The sequence below is a fragment of the Streptomyces sp. NPDC111606 genome, from assembly GCF_055656945.1.
The window spans coordinates 485,648-505,953 of the sequence record NZ_JBVKBY010000001.1; the positions used below are offsets into that span (position 1 = coordinate 485,648).

Genomic DNA, 20,306 nt, shown 5'->3' on the forward strand with positions numbered 1-20,306 from the left:
CGGCCCTATCGCATTCGCTTGCTCACGGAAGACTCCCTCGAACGACCAGGACCCCTGGTTTCGAGAGGGGCCCGCGCTTGCCGTAGACCTCGCTGCCTACGGCCTGGTCTTCACCCGGGGCACCCCGCCACGGACGGAGGGTTGCCGGACAGTCGGCCGGGGCCTCATGACTGTCACTCATGACCTGGTCCAATATCCTGCCACACGATCTTCGGCTCGCAAGGCGCAGTCCAGGATCCGGACTGCGCCCTGCGTCACATCGTGCGCAACTCAGGTGTTGCTGGCCGCCACCCAGCGCTCCAGCGTCCGCTTGGCCGCCCCCGAGTCGATCGACTGGGCCGCCTTCGCCATCCCGAGCCGGATCTGCTCGGCGAGCGGGGCGTCCGTCTGCTCCAACGCCACCAGCGCCGCCGCCGAGTTGAGCAGTACGGCGTCCCGCACCGGCCCCGGCTCACCGTCCAGCAGCCGCCGGGCGACCTCCGCGTTGTACGACGCGTCCGCGCCCCGCAGCGCCTCCACGGGCACCAGCTCGAGGCCGACGTCACGGGGGTCGAAGGCCTGCTCGGTCACCTTGCCGTCGCGCACCACCCACACCCGCGAAGTGGCGGTCGTCGTCAGCTCGTCGAGGCCGTCGTCGCCCCGGAACACCAGCGCGGACGACCCGCGCTCGGCCAGCACGCCGGCGATCAGTCCCGCCATCCGGGTGTCGAAGCAGCCCACCGCCGAAGCGGTGACCCGGGCGGGGTTGGTGAGCGGGCCCAGGAGGTTGAACGAGGTCGGAATCCCGAGGTCCCGTCGTACGCCACCGACGAACCGCATCGAGGGGTGGAACTTGGCCGCGAAGCAGAAGGTGATCCCGGCCTCGTCCACCACCCGGGCCACGCCCTCGGGCGACAGGTCCAGGTTGATGCCGAGCTTCTCCAGCACGTCGGACGAGCCGCTCGCCGAGGACGACGCCCGGTTGCCGTGCTTGACGACCTTCGCGCCGGCGCCGGCGATCACGATGGCGGACATCGTCGAGATGTTCACCGTCTTGGCCCGGTCCCCGCCCGTGCCGACGATGTCGACGGCCGGTCCGGGGATGTCCAGGGGCTGCGCGTGGGCGTACATCGCCTCGACGAGACCGTTGATCTCCTCGACCGTCTCGCCCTTGGCTCTCAGGGCCACCATGAAGCCGGCGATCTGGGCGTCCGAGGCCTCGCCGCTCATGAACCGGTCCATCGCCCATGCCGTGTCGCCGGCGCTCAGGTCCTGTCCGCCGAGCAGGGCACTCAGTACCTCGGGCCAGGAACGGCCCGCCGCGGTGTCGCCTCCAGCGGGGGTCACAGCGCTCATAAGCCGCTCCTGGGTCGGTTGTGGTGTCCCGCACTGCGGGACGTGAGTCTCAACGGGTCCACCCTATCCAGCCCGCAGACCCGAAGAAGGGCCCCGTCCGAACCCCGGACGGGCCCCGTACACGGCCGGGGGCCCCGTCCGGACTACCGGACGGGGCCCTCAACCGTGGCGTAGCTGGCGCAGTGTCAGTGGTGGCCGTGGCCGCTCGTGATCTCCTTGTACTCCTCGACGGTCGGCTTGGGGATCTGGCCGTCCTCGCCGAAGTACGACTTGCTGAGCTTGGCGCGCAGCTTCTCGGAGCCCTTCACCTTGCGCTCGACGCCGTTCTCGTCGACCGTCGGGCCGATCTCGAGCGGCTTGTACTGCTCGTGCGCGGTGAGGGTGTGCAGCGCGTCCTGGCTGAGCGGCTCGTGCACCTCGATGAACTCACCGTGCGGCAGGCGCTTGATGATGCCCGACTCGCGGCCGTGCAGCACCTTGTCCTTGTCCCGGCGCTGCAGGCCGAGGCAGATCCGCTTGGTGACGATGAACGCGAGGACCGGGCCGACGAAGAAGCCGATCCGGACGAACCAGGTGACCGCGTTGATCGACAGGTGGAAGTGGGTGGCCCACAGGTCGTTGCCACCGCCGACCAGGCCGATCATGTACACCGTGACCCAGGCGACGCCGAACGCGGTACGCGTCGGGGCGTTGCGCGGACGGTCCAGGATGTGGTGCTCGCGCTTGTCGCCGGTGACCCAGGACTCGATGAACGGGTAGAGCGCGATCGCCATCAGCACCAGGCCGAAGAGCACCAGCGGGATGAACACACCCAGGACGAGCGTGTGACCCCAGAAGTTGACCTCCCAGCCCGGCATGTACCGGACCAGACCCTCGGCGAAGCCCATGTACCAGTCGGGCTGGGCGCCGGTGGAGACCATGTCCGGACGGTAGGGACCGATGGCCCAGATCGGGTTGATCTGCGCGACCGCCGCGATGACCGCGATGACACCGAAGACCAGGAAGAAGAAGCCTCCGGCCTTGGCCATGTAGACCGGCAGCAGCGGCATGCCGACGACGTTCTTGTTGCTCTTTCCGGGGCCCGCGAACTGCGTGTGCTTGTGGTAGAAGACCAGGATCAGGTGGCCGACCACCAGGCCGAGCATGATGCCCGGCAGCAGCAGGATGTGGATCGAGTAGAAGCGGGCCACGAAGTCGGTGCCCGGGAACTCGCCGCCGAAGAGGAAGAACGAGATGTACGTGCCGACGATCGGCATGGACAGGATCGCGCCCTCGGTGAAGCGGACACCGGTGCCGGAGAGCAGGTCGTCCGGGAGCGAGTAGCCGGTGAAACCGGTGAACATGCCCAGGACGAACAGCAGGAAGCCGAACAGCCAGTTGATCTCACGCGGCTTGCGGTACGCGCCCGTGAAGAACACGCGCATCATGTGCACGAACATGCCGGCGAGGAAGATCAGCGCGGCCCAGTGGTGGATCTGCCGGATGAGCAGACCACCGCGCACGTCGAAGGAGATCTCCAGCGTGGAGCTGAACGCCTGGCTCATCAGCTGTCCCTGGAGCGGGACGTAGCTGCCGTGGTACTCGACCTCGGCCATCGAGGGCTGGAAGAACAGCGTCAGATACACACCCGTGAGGATGATGATGATGAAGCTGTAGAGGCAGACCTCACCCAACATGAACGACCAGTGGTCGGGGAAGATCTTGCGCATGTTGGCCTTGGCGAGGGAGTAGATCCCCAGCCGGCCGTCGGCCCAGTCGGCGACGCGCTCGCCGGCCGGTGCCTTCCCGCGCGAGCGGGACTCCGTGGTCTCTGTCGTGCTCATCCGCGCTCCCAGAATGCAGGACCGACGGGCTCGTCGAAGTCGCCGAGCGCCTCGAGGTAGCCCTCGTCGTTCACGCCGATGCGCAGCTGCGGCAGGGCGTGCCCGGCCGGGCCGAAGATCACTCGGGCACCGTCGGCGAGGTCGAAGGTGGACTGGTGGCAGGGGCAGAGCACGTGGTGCGTCTGCTGCTCGTACAGGGAGATCGGGCAACCGACGTGGGTGCAGATCTTCGAGTACGCGACGATGCCCTCGTGCGACCACTCGAGCTCGCGCTTGTCCTTGATGTCGTCCGGCTGGATCCGGACGATCATCAGGGCGGCCTTGGCGATCTCGTTCTGGAAGTCGTGGTCGTGCTCCTCCAGGCCCTCCGGCTTGGCGAAGGTGAGGGAGCCGACCGCGACGTCCGAGGGACGCAGCGGCTCGTCGGTGTTCATGTTGACGAGCAGCTTGCCCTTGGACCACAGCGTGTGGCGCAGCTTGGTCCCGGGCAGCGGGCCGAGGTCACGCAGCAGCACGACGCCGGAGAGCGGGAACAGGGCCAGCGCTCCGAACATCGTGTTGCGGATCAGCTTGCGGCGACCCAGCGCGGACTCCTTGGCGCCCTGCTTGAAGTCGGCCATGACCTTGGCCTTGACCTCGGGCTCCGCAGCGATCGGGTGCCGCTCGTCGGCGACCTCCACGTCGGACATCAGGGTGCGGGCCCAGTGGACCGCGCCCGCGCCGATGCAGAACAGCGCCGCGCCGAGGGTCAGACCCAGCGCGAAGTTCAGCGCGTTGAGGTGACCGATCGGGAAGACGAAGACCGACTTGTCGTGCGGGATCGCGACGTACGAGGCGATGAAGCCGACCGTGGCCAGCATCGACAACGTGAACAGCATCGCCACCGTGCGCTCGGACCGCCGGGCGGCCCGCTCGTCGATGTCCTGGATCCGGTGCTCGTGGGGCGGCAGGCCGGGGTCGGCGAAGGGGTTCTTCTCGTCCGCTACCGCGACGTGGGCGTCCTGCTCAGCGGGCAGGTTCTCTTCTGGAATGTCTTGGCTACTCATGACTTCTTGGCCTTTGCGGTCCGAGCGGCGACCCAGACGGCGACCGCGATCAGTGCACCGAGCCCGAAGATCCAGGAGAAGAGGCCCTCACTGACCGGCCCGAGGCCTCCCAGCTCCAGACCACCCGGGTTGACCGTCTCGTCGCTGTTGACCGCGTGCAGGTACGCGATGATGTCCTTCTTGTTCTGCTCCGACAGAATGGTGTCGGGGAACGACGGCATGTTCTGCGGGCCGGTCTGCATGGCCTCGTAGATGTGCTTCGGGTCGACACCCTCAAGGCTCGGGGCGTACTTGCCCTTCGTCAGCGCGCCGCCCTTGCCGGTGAAATTGTGGCACTGGGCGCAGTTGTTGCGGAAGAGCTCGCCGCCCTTGCCGATGTCCGCGCCCTCGGGGCCGTACTGCTCCTCGGTCGGGACCGTCGGACCGGCGCCCAGCGAGGCGATGTACGCCGCGAGCTGGTCGATCTCGGCCTGCGAGTAGATGTTCTTCTTCGCCGGGATCTGGGCGCCCTGGGAGGTGGCGGCCGGCATACGGCCCGTCGAGACCTGGAAGTCGACGGCAGCGGCGCCGACACCCACCAGGCTCGGACCGTCGGAGGTGCCCTGACCGCCGGTTCCGTGGCAGCTTGCGCAGCCGACGGCGTAGAGCTTCTTGCCCTCCTCGATGGTGAGGGACTGGGCGGTTTCCTCGGCCTGTGCCTTGCCCGCGGGCGCGAACACGGCGTACACCCCTCCCGTGCACGCCAGCGCGAGGAGTAGGACGACGACCGCCGCCAGCGGATGGCGTCGTCGTGCGGAGAGCTTTTTCACGGATTACCCCGGTGTCAGGATCTTCTGCGTCGATGCTTCTGTCAGGTGCGTTCGTTGAACGCGCGCGGGATCGGGCCCGGCTACTTGATCATGTAGATCGTGGCGAAAAGGCCGATCCAGACGACATCGACGAAGTGCCAGTAGTAGGACACGACGATCGCGGCGGTCGCCTGCTCGTGCGTGAACCTCTTGGCCGCGTAGGTGCGGCCGAGGACCAGCAGGAAGGCGATCAGACCGCCCGTCACGTGCAGGCCGTGGAAACCGGTGGTCAGGTAGAAGACCGAGCCGTACGGGTCGGACGAGAGCGAGAGGCCCTCGTGCTTGACCAGCTCGGTGTACTCGTACACCTGACCGCCGATGAAGATCGCACCCATGATGAAGGTGACGATGAACCAGCCCCGGAGCTTCTTCACGTCACCGCGCTCGGCGGCGAAGACGCCGAGCTGGCAGGTGAGGGAGGAAAGCACCAGGATCGTGGTGTTCGTCGCCGAGAACGGGAAGTTCAGGGCATCGGCCTTCTCATGCCAGAAGTCCGGACCGGTCACCGATCGCAGGGTGAAGTACATCGCGAAGAGGGCCGCGAAGAACATCAGCTCGGAACTCAACCAGATGATGGTTCCGACGCTGGTGAGGTTCGGTCGGTTGACCGACGGGTGCGCGTGACCCTTGTCTACTGTCGTTGCTGTCGCCACGACCGACATTATGTCGGTCGCTTATCCCGCCCTCACTCCGGGGGGTGCCGTTCGGAGTGTCTTCGCCGTCCGTACCGGTGTTGACGTGGTGTTCAAGGGAGTAGCATCCGGCCCAACGGGCCTGTCCTTACGACGCTGACGTCACGGAGGAACAATGCAGCCGACCGCCACGGTGCTGGTCTACAGCGACGACTCCACCACCCGCGAGCAGGTGAGGTTGGCCACCGGGCGCCGGCCCGCTCCGGACGTACCTGTGGTGCAGTTCGTGGAGTGCGCGACGCCGGAGGCGGTGGTGCGTGAGCTGGACAAGGGGGGCATCGACGTCTGTGTGCTGGACGGTGAGGCCGTGCCCATGGGGGGCATGGGGGTCTGCCGCCAGATCAAGGACGAGGTGTTCAACTGCCCGCCGGTGCTGCTGCTGATCGGGCGGCCGCAGGATGCGTGGCTCGCCACGTGGAGTCGGGCCGAGGCGGCTGTGACGCTGCCTGTGGAGCCGGTGGAGTTCGCGGCGGCCTTGGCTTCCCTGTTGCGCACGAAGAGGCTTGCGAGCGCCTGAGAGCTCGGGGCGCCTACGCGGGCGACTGCGGGCCCATGTGGCTGGTCGCGCAGTTCCCCGCGCCCCTGAGAGGCGCGGCCCAGGAGGGCGGTTCAGACGCTCTGCGGCCTCAGCCTGGCCCTCTCGGCGGGGCTTGGACCATCAGGGGTGCCGCCCACCAGCGCGCTGCCGTTGCGCCAGTTCTTCCACTCCAGGTTCCAGTCGCCGAAGCCGTTCCCGAACGGTTCCATGGTGTTGCCGTACGAGTTGATGACCTTGACGATGTCGCCCTCGCGGACGTTGTCGAAGAACCACTCGGCGTTGGCGGTGCTCATGCCGGTGCAGCCGTGGCTGACGTTGGCGTAGCCCTGGGAGCCGACCGACCAGGGGGCGGCGTGGACGTATTCGCCGCTCCAGGTCACACGGGTGGCGTAGTAGACCGGTAGGTCGTAGGACTCCGAGGAGCCTTCGGCTATGCCGATGCTCGTGCCGCGCATGCGTACGAAGTACTCCTTGCCCAGTACGACCTTGACGCCGTTGCGGGTCTCGAAGCCGGGCTTGCCGGTCGTGACCGGTATGGACCTGACCTCCTCGCCGTTGCGGTAGAGCGTCAACTGGTGGGACGCGGCGTCCGTGACGGCTATGACCTGGTCGCCCGTGGTGATGCGCAGCGGCTTGACCTTGCCGCCCCAGAGGCGGTCGCTGACCTTGACGCCGTCCAGGTTGCTGCGCGCCTGGACGGTGGCGTTCGCGGGCCAGAACTCCTTGGGGCGGTAGTGGAGTTTCTTGTCGTCCACCCAGTGCCAGTTGCCCTCGACGGCGGGCGCGGAGTCGACCCTGAGAGCCCGCTCGACTATCGCCCGCTGGTTGCGGTCCTTGATGGGCTGGCTCAGCTCGGCCGTGACGGGCTGGCCGACGCCGTAGGTACCGGCCTTGGGGCCGAACGTCACCGTCAGGTGCTTCTTGGAAGTCGGCTTGCTGGTGTCGAAGGCGAGGACCTTGCGGCCGGGCGCGCCCTCCTCGTCCTCGGTGCTCACGCGGACCGTGTAGCGGGCGTTGGCGGCGAGCGGAGAGGTGCTGTGCCAGCGGGTGCCGTCGGCGGAGAGTTCGCCCGCGACGTAGCGTCCTGCGGCGTCCCTGGCGGTGACGTCCGTGATACGGCCGTCGGAGTCCTCCGCGGTGACTTCCAGGGGCTTGTCGGGGTCGGCCTTCTCGCCGTCGCCCGCGGGGCCGTTGAAGGCGATCTGGTCGGCGGCGTCGTACGGCTCGGCGGACAGCGGGTTGCCGTCGCTGCTGCAGCCGGCGGCGCTCGCGCCGAGCGCGATCAGCAGGAGCGTGCAACCTATGACGGGGCCCTTGCTCGATTTTCTGCTCATGGCCTCACGCTAGGAAGCAGCGTCGGCCGCGGCGCGCCGGATAAGGCGTACGGGTGATCGTCACTACGGCAAACGCAGGAACCCGGACACTCTTGAGGGAGTGTCCGGGCTCCTGTGAGCTCAGCTCGTGTTACTGGGTGCGGTTCTCACCGCGGTAGTACTCGAAGACCCAGCCCCAGATGCCGACCAGGATCAGCGGCGCCGAGAAGTACATCAGCCACCAGCCGATCGCGATCGACAGGAAGGCGAGGGCGCCTCCGATCGCGAGGGAGAGCGGCTGCCAGCTGTGCGGGCTGAAGAACCCGACCTCGCCGGCGTCGTCCGCCACGTCCGCTTCCTTGTTGTCCTGCGCACCCGCGTCGATCCGCCGGGCCGTGAAGCCCAGGTAGAAGCCGATCATGATGCACAGAGCGAAGGCCAGGAAGAGGGCCGTGGTACCGGCCGGCTCCTTCGACCAAACGCCGTAGACGACCGCCATGGCGAGGATGAAGACGCTCAGCCAGGTGAACATCGTGCCCTGAGTCTTCACTTGCCGGCCTCCTTGCCACCAGCCAGAGCCTTCTCACCGTGAGGGGCGTTCTCGAGCTGGTCGAGAGCGGCGATCTCAGGGTGATGCAGGTCGAACGCCGGGGATTCGGAACGGATCCGCGGCAGGGTGAGGAAGTTGTGCCGCGGCGGCGGGCAGGACGTCGCCCACTCCAGCGAGCGGCCGTAGCCCCACGGGTCGTCGACCTCGACTTTCTTGCCGTACTTGGCGGTCTTCCACACGTTGTAGAAGAACGGCAGCAGCGACGCGCCGAGCACGAACGAGCTGATCGTCGAGATCGTGTTCAGGGCGGTGAAGCCGTCGGCCGCGAGGTAGTCCGCGTAACGACGCGGCATGCCCTCGGCGCCCAGCCAGTGCTGCACCAGGAAGGTGCCGTGGAAGCCGACGAACAGCGTCCAGAAGGTCATCTTGCCCAGGCGCTCGTCGAGCATCTTGCCGGTCATCTTCGGCCACCAGAAGTGGAAGCCGGAGAACATCGCGAACACGACGGTGCCGAAGACGACGTAGTGGAAGTGCGCCACCACGAAGTACGAGTCGGACACGTGGAAGTCCATCGGCGGCGAGGCCAGGATGACGCCCGTCAGACCACCGAAGGTGAAGGTGATCAGGAAGCCGACCGCCCAGAGCATCGGTGTCTCGAAGGACAACGAGCCCTTCCACATCGTTCCGATCCAGTTGAAGAACTTCACGCCTGTCGGTACGGCGATGAGGAACGTCATGAAGGAGAAGAACGGCAGAAGTACGCCGCCTGTGACGTACATGTGGTGCGCCCACACCGTCACGGACAGACCCGCGATCGCGATGGTCGCCGCGATCAGACCCATGTAGCCGAACATCGGCTTGCGGGAGAAGACCGGGATCACTTCGGAAATGATTCCGAAGAATGGCAGGGCGATGATGTACACCTCTGGATGGCCGAAGAACCAGAAGAGGTGTTGCCATAGCAAGGCCCCGCCGTTGGCGGAGTCGAAGATGTGCGCGCCGAACTTGCGGTCCGCCTCCAGCGCGAACAGCGCCGCCGCGAGGACGGGGAAGGCGAGCAGGACCAGCACCGCGGTCAGCAGCACGTTCCACACGAAGATCGGCATGCGGAACATGGTCATGCCGGGCGCGCGCATGCAGATGATCGTGGTGATGAAGTTGACCGAGCCGAGGATGGTGCCGAAGCCGGAGAAGGCCAGACCCATGATCCACATGTCGGCGCCGATGCCCGGGCTGCGGACCGCGTCCGACAGCGGGCTGTAGGCGAACCAGCCGAAGTCGGCCGCGCCGTCCGGGGTGAGGAAGCCGCCGACCGCGATGAGCGAGCCGAACAGGTACAGCCAGTAGGCGAACATGTTCAGCCGCGGGAACGCCACGTCCGGCGCGCCGATCTGCAGCGGCATGATCCAGTTCGCGAAGCCGGCGAACAGCGGCGTCGCGAACATCAGCAGCATGATCGTGCCGTGCATCGTGAACGCCTGGTTGAACTGCTCGTTCGACACGATCTGCAGACCGGGCCGGGCGAGCTCGGCGCGCATGACGAGCGCCATCACGCCACCGATCACGAAGAACGCGAACGACGTGACGAGGTACAGCGTGCCGATCGTCTTGTGGTCGGTGGTGGTGAGCCACTTGACCACGACGTTGCCGGGTTGCCTGCGCCGGACCGGCAGCTCGTTCTCGTACGAGTCCTCAGCTGCCGCGGCACCCTGGGGTTCGTTGAGGATGCTCACAGGTTGTTCGTCTCCCGGTTCTTCTCGTGGCTCGTCTGCGCGATGCCGGCGGGAACGTAACCGGTCTGCCCCTTCTTGGCGAGGTCCTTGAGGTGCTGCTCGTAGCGCTCGGGGGAGACGACCTTCACGTTGAACAGCATCCGGGAGTGGTCGACGCCGCACAGCTCGGCGCACTTGCCCAGGAAGGTGCCCTCCTTGTTGGGGGTCACCTCGAAGGCGTTGGTGTGGCCCGGGATGACGTCCTGCTTCATCAGGAACGGCACCACCCAGAAGGAGTGGATGACGTCACGCGAGGTGAGGACGAAGCGGACCGTCTTGCCCTCGGGCAGCCACAAGGTGGGGCCGGGGTTGCCCGTCTGGGGGTTCCGGCTGCCGGGCGTACCGGCGTCGTAGACACCGCCCGCGTTCGCCGGGAAGTCCTCCTTGAACCGGTCCGGAATGGCCGCCAGGTTCTTGTCGGTCTTCGCGTTGCCCGTGGAACCCTCGACGGGCTGAACGTAGTTGAAGGCCCAGCTCCACTGGTAGCCGACGACGTTAACGGTGACGTCGGGCTTGTCCTTGAGGCTGAGCAGCTTCGTCTCGTCGCGGGCCGTGAAGTAGAAGAGCACCGAGACGATGATGAGCGGGACCACGGTGTACAGCGCCTCGATCGGCATGTTGTACCGGGTCTGCGGAGGAACCTCGACCTTGGTGCGGCTGCGCCGGTGGAAGACGGTGCTCCACAGGATCAGGCCCCAGACCAGCACGCCTGTGGCGAGCGCGGCCGCCCACGATCCCTGCCACAGGGAGAGGATCCGCGGAGCCTCTTCCGTGGTCGGGGTGGGCATACCAAGACGGGGGAAGTCCTCCCAGTTGTACGAGCAACCGGTGGCTGTAGCCAGGACCAGGCCCGCAGTCATTGCCTGCAGCAGCTTCCGCCGCATCGGGCGCCGCGGCGAGCGGTCGGAGCCGTTGGGACTCACGTAGCGCCTTCCCGAGAGTCTCGCCCGCGCGGATCGGCTGCGGCCTTCTCTCTGGTCGGTCGCCGCCCTGCGTCGGGCAGGGGTTTGGATGTTTATGCGGACCAAACCCTAGCCGACGCTCTCCGAGGGTTCGCGGGGAGGGGTGCCTAGTGGGTGGGGTGGTTCGCTGGTTTGGCGGCTGCGGGTTGTTTGTGGCTGGTTGCGCAGTTCCCCGCGCCCCCATTAGGGACGTTGCAGTGACACGGCGTCTAGCGTTGCTGTGTGAGTTACTTCGACGCTGCTTCCAGTGCTCCTCTGCATCCTGTTGCCCGGCAGGCGCTTGTGGCCTCCCTTGATGAGGGGTGGGCCGATCCGGCCCGTCTTTACAGGGAAGGGCGGCGGGCGCGGATGCTGCTGGACGCGGCTCGGGAGGCCGCTGCGGAGGCTGTGGGGTGCCGAGCCGACGAGTTGGTGTTCACCTCATCGGGGACGAAAGCCGTCCACTCGGGTGTCGCCGGGGTGTTGGCGGGGCGGCGGCGCGTCGGACGCCACCTGATCGTGTCTGCGGTCGAACACTCCTCTGTGCTCCACGCGGCCGACGCGCATGAGGGTGACGGGGGGACCGTCACTCGGGTGGCGGTGGACCGTGCGGGGGCGGTGGGCGTACGGGCGTACGCGGAGGCGCTTCGGGCGGACACCGCGCTGGCGTGTCTGCAGTCGGCCAACCACGAGGTGGGGACCGAGCAGCCGGTGGCCGAGGTGGCCGCCCGGTGCCAGGAGGCCGGGGTGCCGTTGCTGGTGGACGCGGCGCAGTCGCTGGGGTGGGGCCGCGCCGAGGGCGCCTGGTCGGTGTTGACCGGGAGTGCCCACAAGTGGGGCGGTCCGTCCGGGGTCGGGCTGCTCGTCGTGCGCAAGGGCGTACGGTTCGCCGCGCAAGGGCCCGCGGACGAGCGGGAGTCGGGGCGGGCCCCCGGGTTCGAGAACATCCCGGCGATCGTCGCCGCGGCGGCCTCGCTGCGTGCCGTGCAGGCGGAGGCGGACCAAGAGGCGGTACGGCTGCGGGAGCTGACGGAGCGGATCCGGGTAGCGGTGCCGCAGCTGGTGCCGGATGTGGAGGTGGTCGGCGATCCGGAACGGCGACTGCCCGGCATCGTCACCTTCTCCTGTCTCTATGTGGACGGGGAGACCCTGCTGCACGAGCTGGACCGGGCCGGGTTCTCGGTCTCCTCGGGTTCGTCCTGCACGAGCAGCACGCTGACGCCCAGCCATGTGCTGAAGGCGATGGGCGTGCTGAGCGAGGGGAACGTGCGGGTGTCCCTGCCGTCCGGGACTCCGCGGGAGGACGTCGAGCGGTTCCTGGAGGTGCTGCCGGCGGCCGTGGCCGGGGTCCGGGAGAAGCTGGGGGCGCCGGTGCCCAGCACGGTCGTACGGGAGAACGTCCTGGTCGTGGACGCCCTCGGCAAGCTCTGCCCGCTCCCCGTCATCGAGCTGGCCAAAGTCATCGGCGAGGTGCCGGTCGGCGGCACGGTCCGTGTCCTCGCCGACGACGAGGCGGCCCGCCTGGACATCCCGGCGTGGTGCGAGATGCGGGGGCAGGAGTACGTGGGAGAGGAGCCGGCGGAACGGGGAACGGCGTACACCGTCCGCCGGATGACCTGAACGTCCTTCTTTTCAGGGGCGCGGGGCTGGGCCGACCTGCGGCTACCGCCGCGGGCGCGCGAACAGCCCCCACGCACCCGCGGCCGACGACGAACCCGCCGAGGCAGCCTCATCGGTCGCACCCGGCGTCAGCCGAGGTGCTTGCGGACCTCCTCGGCGGCGACGTCCCCGTACGCCTTGGTGAACCGGTCCATGAAGTGCGCCCGCCGCAGCTGGTACTCCTGCGTGCCGACCGTCTCGATGACCAGCGTCGCGACCATGCAGCCGACCTGCGCGGCCCGCTCCAGGGACACACCCCACGCCAGCCCCGACAGGAACCCGGCACGGAAGGCGTCGCCGACACCCGTGGGGTCGGCCTTGCGCTCCTCCTCGGGGCAGCCGACCTCGATCGGGTCCTCGCCGTCCCGCTCGATGCGCACGCCCCGCGCGCCGAGGGTGGTGACGCGGTGGCCGACCTTGGAGAGGATCTCCGCGTCGCTCCAGCCGGTCTTGGACTCGATGAGGCCCTTCTCGTACTCGTTCGAGAAGAGGTACGTCGCACCGTCCAGCAGTATGCGGATCTCGTCGCCGTTCATGCGGGCGATCTGCTGGGAGAAGTCGGCGGCGAAGGGGATCTCGCGGGAGCGGCACTCCTCCGTGTGGCGGAGCATCCCCTCGGGGTCGTCGGCGCCGATGAGGACCAGGTCGAGGCCGCCCACGCGGTCCGCGACGGTCTTCAGCTCGATCAGCCGGGCCTCGCTCATCGCGCCGGTGTAGAAGGAGCCGATCTGGTTGTGGTCGGCGTCGGTGGTGCAGACGAAACGGGCGGTGTGCAGGGTCTCGGAGATGCGGACCGACCCGGTGTCGACGCCGTGCCGGTCCAGCCAGGCCCGGTACTCGTCGAAGTCGGAGCCCGCGGCCCCGACCAGGATCGGCTTCGTGCCCAGCTGACCCATGCCGAAGGCGATGTTCGCGCCTACGCCGCCCCGGCGTACGTCCAGGTTGTCGACCAGGAAGGACAGCGAGACCGTGTGCAACTGGTCCGCGACGAACTGGTCGGTGAAGCGGCCGGGGAAGGTCATGAGGTGGTCGGTGGCGATGGAGCCGGTGACTGCGATGCGCACGGCGTGGAGTCTCCTGCGAAGAGGATGGGTTGACAGTTCACGCTACCGTCCGTGACCTGGACTCTGAAGCAGTCAAAACTACCCGATAGTAGATCTTTCTTCGCGGGTGTTCACGTGCATACGGTTCCGCTATGACGAAATTCGAGGTCCGTGCCACCGCTCAGGCCGACCTGGAGGCCGGCCTGGCATCGCTGCTCGGCGACTGCGCACGGATGGCTCCTCACTGGGCCGCTCCCGACCGCGTCCTGTCCCGTCCGGTCTCCCCGTCACTCATCCACGGGGTGACCGTGCCGCCGAGGTCGGCGCGGCTGGTGGACGCGATGTCGGACTACGGCGACTGATCGAAACGACGCCATCCGTCCGGATTACGCCGGCCGATCGAACTCCGGCGGCTCAATCGGCGCCCTTCAGGGAACCGTGCGCTCCCCCGCTGCGTCCCATCGCTGTCCCCCGTAAAGGGGATGCGGGATACGACCCGGCAGACCCTTCCTTTTGACAGGGTCGGGTCAGGGTCATGGGACATGTGCGCAGCCGAAGGAGCGATGCGGTGAACACCGAGCGACCCGAGAACGACGACACGGGCGCCGACGGCTCCGCCGAGGAGCAGGGCACCCGGGAGGAGAAGGGCGCCGCGGGTACCGAGGCTTCCGGTACCGGGGCGTCCGGCGCCGTGGCGGACGGCACCGCCGTTCCCGCCGCCGGGGGCGAGCGCGATCCCGAGGGCGGGGCGGAGGGCGACCGGACCGGGCGCGACGCCGAAGCGGGCCGGGCCGATGGCGAGCGAGACGGCACGGAGAGCGGCACCGGCGCCGCCGACAGGGAGCAGGCCGGGGACGCGAAGGCTGCGGCGCCCGCTGCCGCTGTCGAAGCGGAGCCGACCAGCTCTGCCGGCGCGGATCCAGCCGCTGCCACCTCCGCTGCCGATGCCGAGGTCGATGAGGACGGAACCGGCGGTTCGAGCCGGCGCCGCTCCCCCGCGATCATCGCCTCCGTCGCCGCCGCCGTACTGCTCGTCGGGGGCGGCGGTGCCTACCTCGCCGCGAACGCGTCCGGGGGTTCGGACGGCGGTACGACGTCCGGGGCCGCCGACGAGGACACTCCCCCGCCGCTCCACCTGGACGGCTACTCCGAGGGCGGCGGCACGACGGGCATCGCGCCCGGCGAACCGAACCCGTACGGCGTCACCTACAAGGCCGACGGGGACCTGGCGGACGGCCCCGGCTCGGCGCCCGTGTACCGGGCCGGCGGCGAGGTCGGCGCCGACGACGTGGCCCGGCTGGCCGACGCGCTCGGCGTGGCCGGGACGCCGGTCGCACAGGGGCAGACCTGGCGGGTCGGGGCGAAGGACGGGGCGGGGCCCAGCCTGCAGGTGAACAAGCAGGCGCCGGGCACCTGGACCTTCTACCAGTACGCCCCCGGCACCGATGACTGCCGGTCGACCACCACCTGCTCGAAGGACGTGCCGGACCACGGCGGCGAGCCGGTGAGCGAGGCCGCCGCGAAGAAGGCCGCCGCGCCGGTCCTCAAGGCGGTGGGTCAGGATGACGCGAAACTCGACGCGAGCCAGCTCATGGGCAGCCGGCGGGTCGTCAACGCGAGCCCCGTGGTCGGCGGTTTGCCCACGTACGGCTGGACGACCGGGGTGACCGTTAACCCCCAGGGCGAAGTGGTCGGCGGCAGCGGCCAGTTGGCGGCGCCGGTGAAGGGGGACACGTACCCCGTGCTGGACGCCGAGAAGACGCTCGGGCTGATGAACGCGGCGCCGGCGGGCGACGGCCGCATGGGCATCGGAGGCTGCGCCAGCCCCGTACCGCTGAAGGACCGTCTTGAGGCGCCCTGCGGCTCCTCCGGTTCGGAGGCTTCGACGGGTACGGGCACTGATGCCGGCACGGGCACGCCGGCCAAGGACACCCTCACGGTCGAGAAGGCCGTGTTCGGGCTCGCCTCGCACTACGTCGACACGCGGCAGGCGCTGGTGCCGTCCTGGCTGTTCGAGGTGCGGGCGCCGGGCGCGAAGGACAGCTTCACGGTGACCCATCCGGCGATCGACCCGAAGTTCCTGGTGTCGACCACGCCGTCCCAGGAGCCGCCCGCTCAGCCGAGCCCGCGGCCGTCCGGTCCCAAGGACGAGCCGACGTCATCGCCGGTCACGCGGAACGTGGGTGTGGACGGCTACACGGTCGACGGCAGGGAGCTGACCGTGGCCTTCACGGGCGGTGTGTGCGCCGACTACAAGGTGACGGCGAGCGAGAGCGGCGACGAGGTGACGGTCCGGGTGACCGAGACGTCACAGCCGGAGAAGGTCTGCATCCTGATCGCCAAGGTGTTCCACAAGACCGTGCAGCTGGACGAGCCGCTCGGGGACCGCAAGGTCGTGGGCACGGACGGGCAGGACGTCCCGCTGGAGAAGCCGGGGACGGTCCGGCCGGAGACGTCCGGGGCGCGGTAAGCGCCCACGGACACGGGAAGGCGGCGGCCCCGTCGGAGGGGGTCGCCGCCTTCTCGCGTTCGACTGGATCAGCCGGTTTCGGCCGCGTCAGCTGAAGGAGTCGCCGCAGGCGCAGGAGCCGGTCGCGTTCGGGTTGTCGATCGTGAAGCCCTGCTTCTCGATGGTGTCCACGAAGTCGATGGACGCGCCGCCCAGGTACGGGGCACTCATGCGGTCGGTGACGACCTTCACGCCGTCGAAGTCCTTGACGACGTCGCCGTCCAGGGAGCGCTCGTCGAAGAAGAGCTGGTAGCGCAGGCCGGAGCAGCCACCGGGCTGAACGGCGACGCGCAGCGCCAGGTCGTCACGGCCTTCCTGGTCGAGCAGCGCCTTGACCTTCGCCGCGGCGGCGTCGGACAGGATGATGCCGTCGGTGACGGTGCTGGTCTCGTCCGATACGGACATCTACATCTCTCCCGGGTTGTACGGAGACTGCTTGCCGACGGTTGCAACCGACGGGGCCGCGGATTCATTCCGGGCCGGGCGTTTGTCTTTCGGTCCTTCTTCATGCTCGCACACGGTGCCCGAAGCGGAAAACGACCGAATCGGGAATACACGGGCCCGGCACCGGGATTCACGTCACATCGACATGATGGCCATCGTCAAACTGACGTGAACCGGTTATGATAGATAACGTCAATTCGACGAGAAGTCGAAGAAGGTGTCCCGCTTGACCCGCCGGGTCCGGACTTTCCCGGTGCCGGCGAGCCGCAGAACAGAAAGGGTGCGTGTCGTGACCACCGCCCAGACCCAGGAGCTCGACGTACAGCCGACGCCCCTCGCCCTGCTGCTCCTCGGCCGTGAGGCCGACCCGAGGAGCGAGCGTGGCGTCGAATGTCCCGGCGACCTTCCCTCACCGTCCGATCCGGACCTGGTCGAGCGCGCCCGCGCGGCCAAGGAGAAGCTCGGGAACAAGGTCTTCGTGCTCGGCCACCACTACCAGCGCGACGAGGTCATCCAGTTCGCAGACGTGACCGGTGACTCGTTCAAGCTGGCCAAGGACGCGGCCGCCCGCCCGGAGGCCGAGTACATCGTGTTCTGCGGCGTGCACTTCATGGCCGAGTCTGCGGACATCCTGACGTCCGACGACCAGAAGGTCGTCCTGCCCGACCTCGCCGCCGGCTGCTCGATGGCCGACATGGCGACGGCCGAGCAGGTCGCCGAGTGCTGGGACGTGCTGACCGAGGCCGGGATAGCCGAGCAGGTCGTACCCGTCTCGTACATGAACTCGTCCGCGGACATCAAGGCGTTCACGGGCAAGCACGGCGGCACGATCTGCACCTCGTCCAACGCCAAGCGGGCCCTGGACTGGGCCTTCGAACAGGGCGAGAAGGTCCTGTTCCTGCCCGACCAGCACCTCGGCCGTAACACCGCCGTGCGGGACATGGGCATGTCGCTGGAGGACTGCGTCGTCTACAACCCGCACAAGCCGAACGGCGGACTGACGGCGGACGAGCTGCGCGCCGCGAAGATGATCCTGTGGCGCGGCCACTGCTCGGTGCACGGCCGCTTCAGCCTCGACTCGGTGAACGACGTGCGCGAGCGCATCCCGGGTGTCAACGTCCTCGTCCACCCGGAGTGCAAGCACGAGGTCGTCGCCGCCGCGGACTACGTCGGCTCGACGGAGTACATCATCAAGGCCCTGGAGGCCGCCCCGGCCGGCTCGAAGTGGGCCATCGGCACGGAGCTGAACCTGGTCCGCCGGCTGGCGAACCGTTTCGCGCCGGAGGGCAAGGAGATCGTCTTCCTCGACAAGACGGTCTGCTTCTGCTCGACCATGAACCGCATCGACCTGCCCCACCTGGTCTGGACGCTGGAGTCACTGGCCGAGGGCAACCTGGTCAACCGGATCGAGGTCGACACGGAGACCGAGGCGTTCGCCAAGCTGGCGCTGGAGCGGATGCTGGCGCTGCCGTAGGCCGCGCTTCAGGCGCTCACCCCGACACGGGCTTCCGGTCGGGGTGGGCGGGGTCGAGGGTGAACAGGTCACCGTCCGGGGTGGCGGCGATCAGGGCGCCCTCGCGGAGCATCACCTCGGGCAGCGACCGGCTGCCCGTGTTCGTCACCCGTTGGGCACGCGGCAGGGTCTCCCACAGCAGCGTGCCCTTCTTCGTGTCGAGGGCGGCGACGCGGCCGCTGGCGCTGGACAGGTAGAGCGCGCGGGCGCGCGGGTCGTAGGTGACGCCGCTGGGCGTCTCCAGGCTCGTCGGGGTCTGCCACAGCCGCTCGCCCGTCCGCACCGACACGGCGGTCACCTGGCCGGAGGACGTGACGAACCACAGCGTGCCGTCCCCGAGCGTCACATCGCCCTCGAACTCCTCCGCCAGCTCCGTCGAGCGGCCCTCACCGGTCTCCGGGTCCACCAGCCGGATGCTGCCGAACGGCCCGTCGTCGCCGGCGGGGATGTTCCCCTCCTCATCCTCGGCCGGGTCGACGTAGAGCAGGCGGTCGTCGATCGTCCCCACGAGAGTTCCGTGGTTGGGCACGTTCACGCGCCGGACCGAGCCGTCGGCCCGGTCCAGCTCCATGAGCAGGATGTTCCGGGAAGGCTCGAACTCGGCGACGCACTCCAGCCGGAGGGCCTCGGCCACGTCCTGGGCGTCGCAGTACTGCCCCGCCGGCAGCGGTGTCGTCCAGCGCTCGGCGCCGGTGCGTGCCGAGCGGGCGGTCACCGCGCGGGCACCCTCGGCCGCCATGACCACGAGGTTGCCGGAGACCGCCGGGGACATCCCGTGGTTCGCCACCTTGCGATGCCAGAGCCGCTCACCGGTCCCGGTGTCCAGAGCGGCGACCGTCGTGCTCGACGCCTCCCCGGCGACGGGGGTGAAGTCCTCCTGGACCAGCATCGCGTCGTCCACGAGACCGAGGACGGAGAAGGTGTACGTCCCCTGCTGCCGGCCGGGGGGCAGGACGTCGGCCCGCCAGTCGATCCGTCCGGTCAGCCCGTCGAGGCGCATGGGCAGCACACCGTCACCCGCGCAGTGGACGGCCCCCTCGTACAGCCGGCATTGCGGGCCGTCTCCCAACCCGGTCCCGCCGGCCGATCCCTTCTTCACGCCGTGCGCGGCGGTGGCGTCCACCGTGGTCTGCCAGGGCTTCCAGCCGGACGGCATGGCCGCCCATCGGGCAGGCGCGGCTGCGGCGGTGTCGGCCGCCTTCCGGGCGTCGTCGTCCCCCACTCCGGTCCCGAGCAGCAGGTATCCCGTCAGGCCGAGTACGAGGGCACCGACCGCGCCGACCGTGGCCCACAGCGGGCGTATACGACTGCGTCGCCGGCCGGGAACCACGGCACCGGAGTCGGCGACCGCGGCGGGCCGGGTCCGGACCATGGCCATCTCCTCCGTGCGCAGCGTCACGGTGGACCGGTCGTCCGCGCCCGCCTCCGGCAGCGCGGCCACGAACTCCCGTGCCAGTTCGTCCAGTTCGGGCCGGTCCGCGGGTTCCTTGGCGAGGCAGCGCTCCAGGATCGAGCGAAGGGCCTGCGGTACGCCGTCCAGGACGGGGGCGTCGTGGACGACCCGGTAGGCCGTGAGGTAGGGGCTGTCCGCGTCGAAGGGGCCCCGGCCCGTGACCGAGAAGACGAGCAGGGCGCCGAGGGAGAAGACGTCGGAGGCCGGCTCCACCGAACGGGCGTCGGTGAGTTGCTCCGGAGACATGAACGGCGGGGTGCCGATCATCTGCCCGGTCTCGGTGAGGGTCTTGTGGTCCTCGGCCGCGCGCGAGATGCCGAAGTCGATGACGCGCGGGCCGTCGTCCGCGATGAGGACATTGGCGGGTTTGAGGTCCCGGTGGACCACCCCGGCCCGGTGGATGTCCCGCAGCGCCTCCACCAGACCGAGCGTCAGCCGCCGCAGCTCGGTGCCCTTCAAGGGGCCCTGGTCGGCGATCCGGGCGGCAAGGGAGAGCCCGGGCACATACTGGGTGGCCATCCAGGGCCGTACCGCCTCCGGGTCGGCGTCCACCACCGGTGCGGTGAAGACACCGCTCACCTTGCGGACCGCCTCGATCTCCTGCCGGAAGCGGGCACGGAAGACGGGGTCCTCGGCGTACTGGGAGTGCACCACCTTGACGGCGACCTCACGCCCCGAACGCGACCTGCCCCGGTAGACGACCCCCATGCCCCCGGCCCCGAGCCGGTCGACCAGCTTGTACCCGCCGACCGATCGCGGATCGTCCTTGTGCAGCAGCACGCCCGGAACCCTCCCCCGTCATGCAGTTCGAGGGGCTCAGGATACGT

At 68.8% G+C, this 20,306-nt stretch carries 17 protein-coding genes and 1 riboswitch; of the genes, 5 read left to right on the top strand and 12 right to left on the bottom strand.

Translation table 11 applies throughout. The features are described 5' to 3' along the window. Positions 1-68 precede the first annotated feature (68 nt). Positions 69-185, bottom strand: a riboswitch (SAM riboswitch). A gap of 85 nt (positions 186-270) precedes the next feature. From trpD to ctaE, 5 genes are all read right to left on the bottom strand, one after another. After that, the gene (gene trpD, locus ACZ7M7_RS02250) at positions 271-1,335 is read right to left on the bottom strand and encodes an anthranilate phosphoribosyltransferase (protein ID WP_472111921.1); all 1,065 of its coding nucleotides are present in this window, start codon (positions 1,333-1,335) and stop codon (positions 271-273) included. Positions 1,336-1,520: 185 nt separating this feature from the next. Next, positions 1,521-3,158: a cytochrome bc1 complex cytochrome b subunit gene (gene qcrB, locus ACZ7M7_RS02255; RefSeq protein ID WP_383596438.1), complete on the bottom strand. Its 1,638-nt coding sequence runs from the start codon at positions 3,156-3,158 to the stop codon at positions 1,521-1,523. Next, positions 3,155-4,204 (bottom strand): cytochrome bc1 complex Rieske iron-sulfur subunit, encoded by a 1,050-nt coding sequence (gene qcrA / locus ACZ7M7_RS02260; protein WP_383596435.1) that lies wholly within the window; start codon positions 4,202-4,204, stop codon positions 3,155-3,157. Before qcrA ends, qcrB begins: the two co-directional genes overlap by 4 nt. Further along, on the bottom strand, positions 4,201-5,013 hold the full coding sequence (gene qcrC / locus ACZ7M7_RS02265) for a cytochrome bc1 complex diheme cytochrome c subunit (protein ID WP_383596432.1): 813 nt from the start codon (positions 5,011-5,013) through the stop codon (positions 4,201-4,203). The genes qcrA and qcrC overlap by 4 nt, the downstream gene beginning before the upstream one ends. An 80-nt stretch (positions 5,014-5,093) precedes the next feature. Beyond that, positions 5,094-5,714, bottom strand: a complete 621-nt coding sequence (ctaE, locus tag ACZ7M7_RS02270) for an aa3-type cytochrome oxidase subunit III (protein WP_019756799.1) — start codon at positions 5,712-5,714, stop codon at positions 5,094-5,096. 145 nt (positions 5,715-5,859) lie between these two features. Between ctaE and ACZ7M7_RS02275 the strand changes: the two genes are divergently transcribed. Beyond that, positions 5,860-6,261, top strand: a complete 402-nt coding sequence (locus ACZ7M7_RS02275; RefSeq protein WP_383596429.1) for a response regulator — start codon at positions 5,860-5,862, stop codon at positions 6,259-6,261. A gap of 92 nt (positions 6,262-6,353) precedes the next feature. On the opposite strand, the gene ACZ7M7_RS02280 is transcribed toward ACZ7M7_RS02275, so the two are convergent. From ACZ7M7_RS02280 to ctaC, 4 genes are all read right to left on the bottom strand, one after another. Continuing rightward, the gene (locus ACZ7M7_RS02280; RefSeq protein ID WP_472111927.1) at positions 6,354-7,616 is read right to left on the bottom strand and encodes a L,D-transpeptidase; all 1,263 of its coding nucleotides are present in this window, start codon (positions 7,614-7,616) and stop codon (positions 6,354-6,356) included. Positions 7,617-7,746: 130 nt separating this feature from the next. Beyond that, positions 7,747-8,145 carry a cytochrome c oxidase subunit 4 gene (locus ACZ7M7_RS02285; protein WP_328882172.1) on the bottom strand — a complete coding sequence of 133 codons (399 nt, stop codon included), beginning with the start codon at positions 8,143-8,145 and terminating at the stop codon, positions 7,747-7,749. Further along, a complete protein-coding gene (gene ctaD / locus ACZ7M7_RS02290) occupies positions 8,142-9,878 on the bottom strand; it encodes an aa3-type cytochrome oxidase subunit I (protein ID WP_383596423.1) in 1,737 nt (578 codons plus the stop codon). The genes ACZ7M7_RS02285 and ctaD overlap by 4 nt, the downstream gene beginning before the upstream one ends. Then, a complete protein-coding gene (ctaC, locus tag ACZ7M7_RS02295; protein WP_472111931.1) occupies positions 9,875-10,840 on the bottom strand; it encodes an aa3-type cytochrome oxidase subunit II in 966 nt (321 codons plus the stop codon). Before ctaC ends, ctaD begins: the two co-directional genes overlap by 4 nt. 261 nt (positions 10,841-11,101) lie before the next feature. Between ctaC and ACZ7M7_RS02300 the strand changes: the two genes are divergently transcribed. Beyond that, positions 11,102-12,478 carry a cysteine desulfurase/sulfurtransferase TusA family protein gene (locus tag ACZ7M7_RS02300; RefSeq protein ID WP_383596417.1) on the top strand — a complete coding sequence of 459 codons (1,377 nt, stop codon included), beginning with the start codon at positions 11,102-11,104 and terminating at the stop codon, positions 12,476-12,478. 128 nt (positions 12,479-12,606) lie between these two features. On the opposite strand, the gene ACZ7M7_RS02305 is transcribed toward ACZ7M7_RS02300, so the two are convergent. Further along, positions 12,607-13,581 carry a carbohydrate kinase family protein gene (locus tag ACZ7M7_RS02305; protein ID WP_383596414.1) on the bottom strand — a complete coding sequence of 325 codons (975 nt, stop codon included), beginning with the start codon at positions 13,579-13,581 and terminating at the stop codon, positions 12,607-12,609. Positions 13,582-13,712: 131 nt separating this feature from the next. Here ACZ7M7_RS02305 and ACZ7M7_RS02310 point away from each other — a divergent pair, with 131 nt between their 5' ends. Both ACZ7M7_RS02310 and ACZ7M7_RS02315 read left to right on the top strand, forming a co-directional pair. Beyond that, on the top strand, positions 13,713-13,922 hold the full coding sequence (locus tag ACZ7M7_RS02310) for a hypothetical protein (protein WP_383596411.1): 210 nt from the start codon (positions 13,713-13,715) through the stop codon (positions 13,920-13,922). Positions 13,923-14,128: 206 nt separating this feature from the next. After that, positions 14,129-16,030: a hypothetical protein gene (locus tag ACZ7M7_RS02315; protein WP_472111935.1), complete on the top strand. Its 1,902-nt coding sequence runs from the start codon at positions 14,129-14,131 to the stop codon at positions 16,028-16,030. An 87-nt stretch (positions 16,031-16,117) separates the two neighbouring features. Here ACZ7M7_RS02315 and ACZ7M7_RS02320 read toward each other — a convergent pair whose 3' ends face one another. Then, positions 16,118-16,474 carry a HesB/IscA family protein gene (locus ACZ7M7_RS02320; RefSeq protein ID WP_030794551.1) on the bottom strand — a complete coding sequence of 119 codons (357 nt, stop codon included), beginning with the start codon at positions 16,472-16,474 and terminating at the stop codon, positions 16,118-16,120. Between the two features lie 328 nt (positions 16,475-16,802). Here ACZ7M7_RS02320 and nadA point away from each other — a divergent pair, with 328 nt between their 5' ends. After that, positions 16,803-17,987: a quinolinate synthase NadA gene (gene nadA / locus ACZ7M7_RS02325; RefSeq protein WP_383596405.1), complete on the top strand. Its 1,185-nt coding sequence runs from the start codon at positions 16,803-16,805 to the stop codon at positions 17,985-17,987. Between the two features lie 16 nt (positions 17,988-18,003). Here the strand turns inward: nadA and ACZ7M7_RS02330 are convergent, their stop codons facing one another. After that, on the bottom strand, positions 18,004-20,259 hold the full coding sequence (locus ACZ7M7_RS02330) for a protein kinase domain-containing protein (protein WP_472111939.1): 2,256 nt from the start codon (positions 20,257-20,259) through the stop codon (positions 18,004-18,006). Positions 20,260-20,306 lie beyond the last annotated feature (47 nt).